General features: G+C 33.7%; 17 protein-coding genes. 10 read left to right on the top strand and 7 right to left on the bottom strand.

The features are described 5' to 3' along the window. Window positions 1-151 precede the first annotated feature (151 nt). Complete coding sequence (locus O5636_RS00785) at window positions 152-1,201, bottom strand: chlorophyll a/b binding light-harvesting protein (protein WP_269622731.1); 1,050 nt, start codon at window positions 1,199-1,201, stop codon at window positions 152-154. 191 nt (window positions 1,202-1,392) lie between these two features. Between O5636_RS00785 and O5636_RS00780 the strand changes: the two genes are divergently transcribed. Beyond that, window positions 1,393-1,542 (top strand): hypothetical protein, encoded by a 150-nt coding sequence (locus tag O5636_RS00780; RefSeq protein ID WP_269622730.1) that lies wholly within the window; start codon window positions 1,393-1,395, stop codon window positions 1,540-1,542. A gap of 393 nt (window positions 1,543-1,935) precedes the next feature. After that, window positions 1,936-2,130 carry a hypothetical protein gene (locus tag O5636_RS00775; protein WP_269622729.1) on the top strand — a complete coding sequence of 65 codons (195 nt, stop codon included), beginning with the start codon at window positions 1,936-1,938 and terminating at the stop codon, window positions 2,128-2,130. 148 nt (window positions 2,131-2,278) lie between these two features. Here O5636_RS00775 and O5636_RS00770 read toward each other — a convergent pair whose 3' ends face one another. Both O5636_RS00770 and O5636_RS00765 read right to left on the bottom strand, forming a co-directional pair. Continuing rightward, complete coding sequence (locus O5636_RS00770; RefSeq protein WP_269622728.1) at window positions 2,279-3,337, bottom strand: chlorophyll a/b binding light-harvesting protein; 1,059 nt, start codon at window positions 3,335-3,337, stop codon at window positions 2,279-2,281. 108 nt (window positions 3,338-3,445) lie between these two features. Beyond that, a complete protein-coding gene (locus O5636_RS00765; RefSeq protein WP_269622727.1) occupies window positions 3,446-3,604 on the bottom strand; it encodes a hypothetical protein in 159 nt (52 codons plus the stop codon). Window positions 3,605-3,819: 215 nt separating this feature from the next. On the opposite strand from O5636_RS00765, the gene O5636_RS00760 reads away from it, so the two are divergent. The 5 genes from O5636_RS00760 (at window position 3,820) to O5636_RS00740 (ending at window position 5,299) form a co-directional block, all read left to right on the top strand. Further along, window positions 3,820-3,927, top strand: a complete 108-nt coding sequence (locus O5636_RS00760; protein ID WP_269622726.1) for a high light inducible protein — start codon at window positions 3,820-3,822, stop codon at window positions 3,925-3,927. Window positions 3,928-3,939: 12 nt separating this feature from the next. Then, window positions 3,940-4,149 (top strand): high light inducible protein, encoded by a 210-nt coding sequence (locus O5636_RS00755; RefSeq protein WP_269622725.1) that lies wholly within the window; start codon window positions 3,940-3,942, stop codon window positions 4,147-4,149. Between the two features lie 202 nt (window positions 4,150-4,351). Next, the gene (locus O5636_RS00750; protein WP_269622724.1) at window positions 4,352-4,681 is read left to right on the top strand and encodes a hypothetical protein; all 330 of its coding nucleotides are present in this window, start codon (window positions 4,352-4,354) and stop codon (window positions 4,679-4,681) included. Between the two features lie 139 nt (window positions 4,682-4,820). After that, the gene (locus O5636_RS00745; protein ID WP_269622723.1) at window positions 4,821-4,961 is read left to right on the top strand and encodes a hypothetical protein; all 141 of its coding nucleotides are present in this window, start codon (window positions 4,821-4,823) and stop codon (window positions 4,959-4,961) included. Window positions 4,962-5,068: 107 nt separating this feature from the next. Continuing rightward, on the top strand, window positions 5,069-5,299 hold the full coding sequence (locus tag O5636_RS00740) for a hypothetical protein (protein ID WP_269622722.1): 231 nt from the start codon (window positions 5,069-5,071) through the stop codon (window positions 5,297-5,299). Window positions 5,300-5,349: 50 nt separating this feature from the next. On the opposite strand, the gene O5636_RS00735 is transcribed toward O5636_RS00740, so the two are convergent. From O5636_RS00735 to O5636_RS00725, 3 genes are all read right to left on the bottom strand, one after another. Further along, the gene (locus O5636_RS00735; protein ID WP_269622721.1) at window positions 5,350-5,556 is read right to left on the bottom strand and encodes a hypothetical protein; all 207 of its coding nucleotides are present in this window, start codon (window positions 5,554-5,556) and stop codon (window positions 5,350-5,352) included. 223 nt (window positions 5,557-5,779) lie between these two features. Beyond that, complete coding sequence (locus tag O5636_RS00730) at window positions 5,780-6,055, bottom strand: DUF2470 domain-containing protein (RefSeq protein WP_269622720.1); 276 nt, start codon at window positions 6,053-6,055, stop codon at window positions 5,780-5,782. 45 nt (window positions 6,056-6,100) lie between these two features. After that, window positions 6,101-6,769 (bottom strand): DUF3386 domain-containing protein, encoded by a 669-nt coding sequence (locus O5636_RS00725; protein WP_269622719.1) that lies wholly within the window; start codon window positions 6,767-6,769, stop codon window positions 6,101-6,103. A gap of 166 nt (window positions 6,770-6,935) precedes the next feature. On the opposite strand from O5636_RS00725, the gene O5636_RS00720 reads away from it, so the two are divergent. After that, window positions 6,936-7,169: a hypothetical protein gene (locus tag O5636_RS00720; RefSeq protein ID WP_269622718.1), complete on the top strand. Its 234-nt coding sequence runs from the start codon at window positions 6,936-6,938 to the stop codon at window positions 7,167-7,169. An 8-nt stretch (window positions 7,170-7,177) separates the two neighbouring features. Here O5636_RS00720 and O5636_RS00715 read toward each other — a convergent pair whose 3' ends face one another. After that, window positions 7,178-7,393, bottom strand: a complete 216-nt coding sequence (locus O5636_RS00715; RefSeq protein WP_269622717.1) for a Nif11-like leader peptide family natural product precursor — start codon at window positions 7,391-7,393, stop codon at window positions 7,178-7,180. Between the two features lie 285 nt (window positions 7,394-7,678). Between O5636_RS00715 and purT the strand changes: the two genes are divergently transcribed. Together purT and O5636_RS00705 are read left to right on the top strand one after the other, a co-directional pair. Further along, a complete protein-coding gene (gene purT, locus O5636_RS00710; RefSeq protein WP_269622716.1) occupies window positions 7,679-8,845 on the top strand; it encodes a formate-dependent phosphoribosylglycinamide formyltransferase in 1,167 nt (388 codons plus the stop codon). A 120-nt stretch (window positions 8,846-8,965) separates the two neighbouring features. Then, window positions 8,966-9,301, top strand: a complete 336-nt coding sequence (locus tag O5636_RS00705; RefSeq protein ID WP_269622715.1) for a hypothetical protein — start codon at window positions 8,966-8,968, stop codon at window positions 9,299-9,301. Window positions 9,302-9,350 lie beyond the last annotated feature (49 nt).

Genomic DNA, 9,350 nt, shown 5'->3' with positions numbered 1-9,350 from the left:
TAGAGCTTTAGTTAACTAAAAAAGGCAGGGCTAAATTATGCCCTGCCTTTTTATTTTCCTCATTTGTTAAAGAAGATAAAAAAACCCCTAAAAGTTAGGGGTTTTTTTATCTTCTTTAAAGCTATTCAACTTAAGAGAAAGCTTTTTGTATTCAGAGTGTTCTTGGTATACCAAATGGACCTGTTCTATCAAGCAAGCGCTTGAAGTCAAATCCCATAGCTCTTAAAGCATGCCATAAATGACCTTGAATAAAGAAGAAGCCAAGGTAGTAATGGACGTTAACAAGAGCAGCTCTAGAGGTATGACCTAAGAAAGCTGTTCCACCAGGAACTGTATCTATCCAATAAGGAGCAATCCCAAACTTTAATTGAAGAACTTCTCCATACCAAGACTCAGGATAAACAGTTGTATTTGTTGCGGCCCAGAAAGCAGCAACACATGCCATCCATCCAATACCTGCTAATGACCAAGAAAGAATTGCTTCTGCAGAAAGCAATCCTTTACCTTTGAATTTTGTGTAAGTACCAATTTGCTTAGTTGCAATATGGAATGCACCTCCACCAATCTGGAAGAAAGCTAAAAACGCATGTCCACCCATGACATCCTCAAGGTTATCAATGGCTAAGAAATCAAATTGATGATTCCAAATCTGAGTGAGGTCAAGATTGTAATTAACTTGACGAATTGCCTCAATAGCTGGATCGTAAATGCCATGAATCCTTGCCCACTCAACAAACCAAATATTGGCCACACCAAAGAAAATTAAGTGGTGACCAAGAATAAAAGTTTGATTGTCTGGGTTATCCCATTCCAATTTGAACTTTCTGGCTTGTGGCACTTCTGATTCCTGCATATCTCCTGTGAAATATACGGAATGTAAAAGTCCTCCTCCCCCATAAACCATGGAGAGAATTAAATGAAGTATCGCGATATTGGCAACACCAACACCAGTCCAGACTCCAGCTTCATCAAAGCCAATGCCAACTGAAGCCAAATGTGCAAGGAAAAGAGAACTTTGATGACCCATAGGTAATGAAGGGTCAAAGCCTGCTAGTTCAACAAGTGTGGCCGCACCGCACCCAAAGGCAATTAGTCCTGTATGAGCAGCATGAGCTGCAATGAATTTGCCTGAACGGTTGGTTACTCCAGAATTACCAGCCCACCACCCGTAGGTGACGTTTGGGTTTCCGTAGGTCTGCATAATTTCTTTTTAAGCGAAAAAAAGGCGCTATTCCCCATGAACACTACATGCAGGTTCATTGTTTTGTGCGGAATAGTTAGAGGTCTTTATCTAAGAGAAATAAAAAAACATTTTTCAACATGCAACGAGATGAGATTTTCTGTGCTCTTTATGTTTATCTATAAGGAAATTTTCCACATCACTAAGATTCAATGCTTGAACTCATTCACTCAAGTCCTTTGTTAGCAACTATTACAGTTGGGGGGTTTAATCCACTCGCAGCAACTTTTGGATTAATTACCTTTATTCAAGTAACACAGTTTATTTACTACGGCTTAGACGCCAATGATCCTTCTAACTAAAGGAGTGGTTATGGACTAAACCATCAAAGATTGTTTAAAGCAAACATAAAAAAGCCCCTTTAAATATTGAAGGGGCTTTTTTATGTTTGCTTTAAAGAAGTTAACAAAAGCAAGCTACATAGAATAAAACTCGTTTTAAGATATCCCTAATAGTTCAGATAATCAGATTTAGTGCAAATTCCTTTGTTTTTTAGGCTCATGCCATATGAATTCTTAGTAAAAAAAAAAAATAATGCTTTTTAAGCACTAGGGAAAGGTTTTTATTTGTTTGTCAATGTAAGTAGAGTTTTTACTTGTTAGAGAAATTTGATAAAGCTGATGTAAAATTAGTCAGCACGGGTTTGGCAAAGTGGCCACCTGGGTTATCTATACACACAATTGCAATCCAACTCAATGATTGATCCAACTCATTTACTTGATTTCGCCACCCAACTTCCTCACCCAACTGACATTGGAATTATCAAGCCATCAGGTGGCTTTAACCTAGGAGCTGCTCTATGTGGCTTAGGAGCATTTTTTGGAGCTTCTCAATTCTTTTATTATTCTGACGATGCTAAAAGAATCGATCCCTGGGCTAAAAGAGACTAGTTTTTTCTGAAAAGGGTTTAGAAAAATCTCAAACTTTCCTTTTACTCAATCTTTAAATTAAGAAAAGAGCATTAAGGATTTTTAATTTGCACCAATAAAAAAGCCTCGCATTACTGCGAGGCTTTTTTATTGGGATTTTAATCTAATGCTAAGAAGCTGTTGATTCAGTTAAACCGCCAATAGCTTTTGCTATACGCCTAAAGTCGAATCCTAATGCACGTAAAGCGTGCCAAAGATGTCCTTGAAGGCAGAAGAAAGCAAAATAATATTGAACATTGACCAAAGCGGCCCTAGAAGTATGTCCAAAAAAGTACTTGCAATCTGAAATGTCGCCAGTATCAGCCCAATAAGGAGAAATACCAAACTTAAATTGCAATGGTTCCCCATACCATTCTGTTGGATAAACAGTTGTGTTTCCAGCTGCCCAAAAAGCTGCAACTACACCCATTAGGAAAAGACCTGCTAAAGACCAAGAAAGAACAGCTTCTGCAGAAAGAAGTCCATTCCCCTTGAATTTGGTGTATTCCCCAATTTGTCTAGTGGCAATGTGAAAAGCTCCTCCACTTATTTGTAAGAAAGCTAAAAAGGCATGACCACTCATAACATCTTCGAGGCTATCTATAGTGAGGAAATCAAATTGATGCCCCCATACCATTCCAAAATCCCCATATCCAGGGAAAATTGTACGTACAGCGCCTAAAGAAGGGTCATATATGCCATGAACCCTGGCCCACTCAACGAACCAGATATTCGCAACACCCAAGAAAATCAAATGGTGCCCAAGGATAAAGGTCAGGTTGTCAGGGTTGTCCCATTCCAGCCTAAATTTATCTACACGACCAATTGGACCTTCTTGTAGGTCTGGATCAAAAAATAAGGAATGAGCTAAGCCTGCTCCTCCATAAACCAAAGAAAAGATTAAATGGAAAATTGCAATAGTTGCAACACCTGCTCCTGTCCATACACCAGCTTCATCAAAGCCAATACCTAAAGACGCTAAATGGGAAAGGTATATAGAGCTCTGATGTCCCATTGGTACTGAGGGATCAAAACGTGAAAGTTCCCAAAGACAACTTGCACCAGTCGCGAAGCAAATAATTCCTGTGTGGCCAACATGAGAGCCAATAAAACGGCCAGCTCTGTTGGTTACTACAGAATTACCAACCCACCACCCATAGGTGACATCTGGGTTTCCGTAGGTCTGCATAATTTTTTAAAATGAAAACAAAAAACCTGACATAAGAGTACAAGCGTCTATCTAAATATGGACAGAATAGTTAAAGGTCTTTATTTAATAAAAAAATTATCTTGGAAATTACGGTGATTTTTCATCTGATTCTTTTAGCTCATTAGGATCATTAAAATTTAGAAAAGCAATTAATTCAGTTAAATCTGAATAAGAACAACCAGTTAATTCCATTAATTCGAGAAAGAAATCTTGAAATTGACTGTCTTCGCTTGCTTTAGAAGACATAAATATAAAATGGATAAAAACCTTTATAAAAGAATGTAGCTATGCATATCTAGGAAAACTATCAACTTACAAAATGAATTGCTTTAAAAGATATTGCCGGCAGATTTTTACACCTCATACATATGTTTCTGCTAAAGGCAGCAAAAAGAACCAAAAATTGCTTTACAAAGCTTTACATATTATGTAATAATGCTTTACAACATTACTTTTTGATTGTGACTCCAGAAGCTGAAAAATTTAATGGCTGGGCAGCAATGATTGGCTTTTTAGCTGCATTTGGTGCTTATGCCACTACTGGTCAAATAATCCCAGGCATATTTTAACCCTAGAAAATAATGACTTCATCAACTCAAGATCAAATAACAACTGAATCAGGTAACAGGCAAAACATCTTTCCTGTAGAAGCTCAACCTCAATTAATAGAAAATTATTCAAGTTATGTTGAGGATGCAGAAAAAGCTAATGGCCGCTGGGCAATGATTGGCTTTGTAGCACTAATTGGTTCTTATATAACAACTGGTCAAATAATTCCCGGTGTTTTTTAAAAGGATATAAAAACAAGACTTTGTGAAATTTAGAAAGATAATAAAATAATATTTTATTCATTAAAACAAAAAAATAATATAGCTTAAGGGATATCAAACTATTATGAATAACTGAGAAATCTAGGTTATAACAATTAAAAATATTAACTAAAATTTTTGCTAAAAGAACTAGTATTTATTTATATTCTTAAAATAATTCTCAATGCAATCAAAAAGCGAAATCATCGCTTCCTCTGCTGGATGGGTATCCGCCTTGCTAAATTTCATTCCAGGATTAGGAACAGGTTATTTATACCAGAGGCGCTGGAGAGCATATTGGATCACCTCACTAGTATCTGCATTTTGGGTTTATTTTGATTTCTCTAGGCAATTAGCATATGACCCTTCTGATCCAGCAGGCTTTCAAGGTGAAGATATAGGCTTTCTAGGATTAATTGCAATATCATCAATTACAGCATTTGAAGCAGCATTAAAAGTGAAAAATGAAAGAGAAATCTTAAAGAGAGGGGGCGCAAGTTTGTCCAAAGAATAAAAAAACGGGTTTCGTTTTCTCCAATAAACAATCCATAAGAATAAATTTAGTCACCTGCATGAAGATTTTGTAATAGCTTTCTAAGAAATTTCCCCTTTTGAAGATTATCGAGTAGGCTCAATCAAATTTTTTATTTCTTTTGAACGAATTCCAAGAGCTAAGCATATACTCATCTGTAGCAATTATTCTAATTGCATACTTATTTTTTCAAGATAGCGGAGATGATGATGATGAAGGAGGTGGCTTAATGCAACCTGTTTATCTAGGTTCCAGAAATTAGAATTGAAAATTTATAACCGTTTTTTAATTTACAGAGATTCAACGAAAATCAAGATTCTTCAAACACGCACCTCAAAGAGCTAGAATATAAAGAGAATCTTAAGGAGAATGAGGTATTTATCCCATCATCCTGATAAGAGCCTTAGAGAAATAGATGTTTTTTTAACGACTAGGCTCAATTTTCTTCATGGGGAAAATCGCAAGGCTGTAATTATGGAATTTAAGGAATGGCTTATAGAAGACAAGATTGAGGATGACTCTATCTGGAGTATTCCTGATTTAACAGATAAGATCTTATGTGAGTTTTTCAAGCGAGCGATTTCTAAAAAATATAAGTAAGTTCAATTAGAGCAAAATACTAGTCAGGGTATTAGATGAAAAGATTTGTTTTAGGGCAGAAAATCATCTAAATCTAAAGCTTTTCCTAAAGCATTGATGAAATCCGTCAAATTACATTTCACTAGACCATCGTCAGATTTCGTTCCATAACCTGAAGCTAAACAAAGGGCATCGCCATTATTCTGATATTCATCTCGGTGATGCTCTATGAACTCAGCAAGAGCCTTTCCTGTTAACTTCTCTATTTCATTGTCCATGTGAATAATTCCCTCTTTTTTTAAATTTACAAAAAAAACAATGTAAATTGAATTCCAGTTATATTTATTTAAATATAAAGAAAAGATATAAACGATTTCACCGATTCAATTGGGTTTTCAAGTATTAAGATTTAACAAGACTTTTGATTATTGCAATTGTTTTAATTTAAAAATTATCTTTTTAATGTAAAAGCTAATAGGTTATTAGATAAAGCTTCATCCTCTAAATAGATTGTTCTGGAAGCTCTTTAATCATGGAAACCAATGTTTTATGAGCATCTGAACTGTCCTTTAAGTAATGGTCAAAAGGTATTTTAACACTTTTATTATCTACTAATAATATCATCATATCAGGTTTTATATCAATCATAATAACATTAACAGGCTTCTTAATACCTCCATAATAAGAAGCATATTTTATTAGTGAACCTTTATGATCAGAATTCATATGCTTGCAAATTCTCTTGCTAACATTAATATTTAAAAGGTCATTATCCATAGCTGATTATTAAGATGAAAAGAAATATTAGATGGTACTATAAGATTATTTTAGAATACTTAGATTTAAGAAGCAATACTTTTCTATAGAAGAATTATTATTATTATTAGGGTTTTCTTTCTCGATGGTTCTCGTAGAAAGAGCCCAAGGTCCATTTTCGTTCAAAGGAACAAATTCATCCACAAAAATACTTCTATTACCTTTGGGTAACTTAGTAGTAGTATCATAATATTGGCTTGTATATTTTCTACTCAAATAACCACTGCCAGTTTCTATAGTTTCCTTAGTAAATATCTCTACGATATTGCCATGAATATGCCTATAAACCATAGTGACTACATTATCTTTAATCCTATATTTATCACCGGAATTTTTACCTCCCACTAAAACCTCTAGTCCTAGTTCATTCATATCTCCACCTAAAAAGGTATTTTCCCCATGGACTTGATCAAAGCTCCTCTTAACTCTATGAATTGCAACTTCCCATAATTGGGAAGAAATAGCTTTGCTAATAATTTCATTCTCTATTTCTGTCACATTAGCTTTTAAATCTTTGCCAAGAGAAAATAATCCTTGAACCTCTTCATCGCCATTTGTCCAAGTGCATATGCCTTTATATCCACAAAAATTAGTATCCCAAGTATAACGATTTTCATAAGCAGCTTTGAATAGCTTAGAACAATTTTTACCTATATAGGAATTCTCTTCTGACATTGAAATTAGAGGATAATAATAATATTAACTATAATTTAACAATAATAAAATAATTAAACAATAATAACCTATTAGTTCTTCTTATTCTAAAAGAGGTTTTGATTTTCCTTAAACCAAAACTAAAAAGCGCCATGCCCAGGATAATGGGTTAAAATAAAATTCTTCTATGTTCGTACAATCTTTGGCTATAGAACCTGAGATTATTCCTAATAATAGTGATGCAGGGGAAGAAGCTAAGCCTGTATATCCTAAATGGATTACAATATCAATTTTAATAATTATATTTAGCCTGATAATATTTTTCTTAAATGCGATTATTACTTTTTCATTAATGATTATAGGTGTTATATTTATTTGGAGACTTGCTAAGAAAAAACTTTCCTCTGAAAACACATTGTAATCATTTTACTAATTATATTCTCCAGGCACATCCTTTTTCCTAACTGTTACCTTCCCTACTTTTTTGCCAGAAAATCTGAGTAATTCATCTCCTGAAAATTCATATCCATATTCGAAAGCTATTTTTGCAACGTCATCAGCTGTAGATGCAGCAAGTATCTCATCTTTCAGTTGAGAGTCTTCCTGCATCTTTTGCAAAAAATCCTTAAGTTGGTCTAATGACATCTTTTCTGTTTAATTTATCATAAAAAATATGTAATCATAATAATCTATTTACTATTAATAAAAAAATTATTGAATTAACTTAAATATTTTGAATTAAAGTTAAGTTATTTAACCTAATAAATATATTATTTACTTCTATAGATTATTAGCAATTAAATATTGCGATAAGCAATCATTTACCCTTTATTGTAAATGTCCATAATAAGATCTAATAATTTAATTAAACACATTTATATATATCCTTTTATATAATGAGAATATGTTTAAATATTTTGATTTTAAACTATGAATATCTTTCCAAAAACCTTAATGCTCCTTGGAAGTGGGGAATTAGGAAAAGAAGTAGCAATTGCTGCAAAAAGATTAGGTTGCAAGGTAATTGCTTGTGATCGTTATAAAGATGCTCCTGCTATGCAGGTTGCTGATCATGCAATTGTCTTTGAGATGAACAATAAAGATCTTCTTCAAAAATCTATAAGACAATATAGACCTGATGCTGTTATTCCTGAAATAGAAGCTCTAGCCGTTGAAGCTTTGCAAGAGATAGAAGAAGAAGGAATAAATGTAATACCAACAGCCAGAGCTACTGCAATAACAATGAACAGGGATAAGATAAGAAATTTAGCTTCTGAAACCTTAAACGTGAAAACGGCTAAATATGCATATGCCTCAAATATAGAAGAACTAAAAATAGTATCCCGAAAAATTAAGTACCCTCTATTAATTAAACCTGTTATGAGTTCATCAGGAAAAGGTCAATCAAAAGTAGATGAAGAAAAATACCTTGAGGGAGCTTGGGAATCGGCAATAAGAGAGTCAAGAGGAAAATCTAAGCACGTAATAGTAGAAGAGTTTATAAACTTTGATCAAGAGATTACACTCTTAACTATTAAACAAAGAAATGGTCCTACATTATTTTGCCCTCCAATTGGACACGAACAAGAAGGTGGTGACTACCAATGCAGCTGGCAACCTCAGGTTATATGCGAAGAGCTTTTAAAAGAAATGAAAACCATTGCAAAAACAATTACAAATGAACTTGGTGGAGCTGGTTTGTTTGGAGTTGAGTTTTTTATTAGAGGAAACGAAGTAATTTTCTCTGAATTATCTCCAAGGCCTCATGATACTGGACTAGTAACACTTATAAGTCAAAACCTAAGCGAATTTGAATTACATTTAAGGGCTATACTAGCTCTACCTATTCCCGAAATAAAATGCATCTCACCCTCAGCAAGTAGAGTGATCTTATCAACAGAAAGTCTTTCGAAAGTAGTATATAAAGGAATTGAAAATGCTCTTGCAATAGAAAACACGAGCATATTAATTTTTGGCAAGCCTATAGCAAAGGCAGGTAGGAGAATGGGTGTATCTCTGGCCAAGGCTGAAACTATAAAAAAGGCAAGGGATAAGGCAGATAAGGCAGCTGCATTTATTGAAATATTTAAAGGGTAATAATTATAAAATAAGTAATAATTTATCTAACTAAATTGATTAATAATGTTTGATCATCAAATCTTACAAAATTTATCTTAACAATCACTTAAGAAATTAAGTTTTTTTTACTCGAAGTTAATGTTATTTTCTTGGTTACTCAAAGAAAATAATCTGATGACTGGACTTAATCTCTGCCACTTACTTGAAAACTACTGTTACTCTAAAAAACTTTCTGAAAAAGAACTTGATTTTCTTGAAAGATGTTGGTTTGACTCCTTAAATAGAGTTCATTACAACAGATTCCCAGGCATGGCTCCAGCAATAGTTTGCGATGAGGCAGGAGTAGCCAGAGGAAGTTATTGGATAATATGTAATGCTGCTATATTGGATAAAATTCGCCCCATAGAGTCATCTAAAAATAGAATCGATAGAATAGTCGATATATTATCTCAATCTGGGTTAATAGCAGCTTAATAAGAAAATACAAAGTTTATGAAAAATTAAATTTCTCTATAATGCTTTT

This window comes from Prochlorococcus marinus str. MIT 0918 (assembly GCF_027359415.1).
Lineage (GTDB): Bacteria > Cyanobacteriota > Cyanobacteriia > PCC-6307 > Cyanobiaceae > Prochlorococcus_E > Prochlorococcus_E marinus_C.
This window is presented reverse-complemented; position numbering and strand designations above follow the sequence as displayed.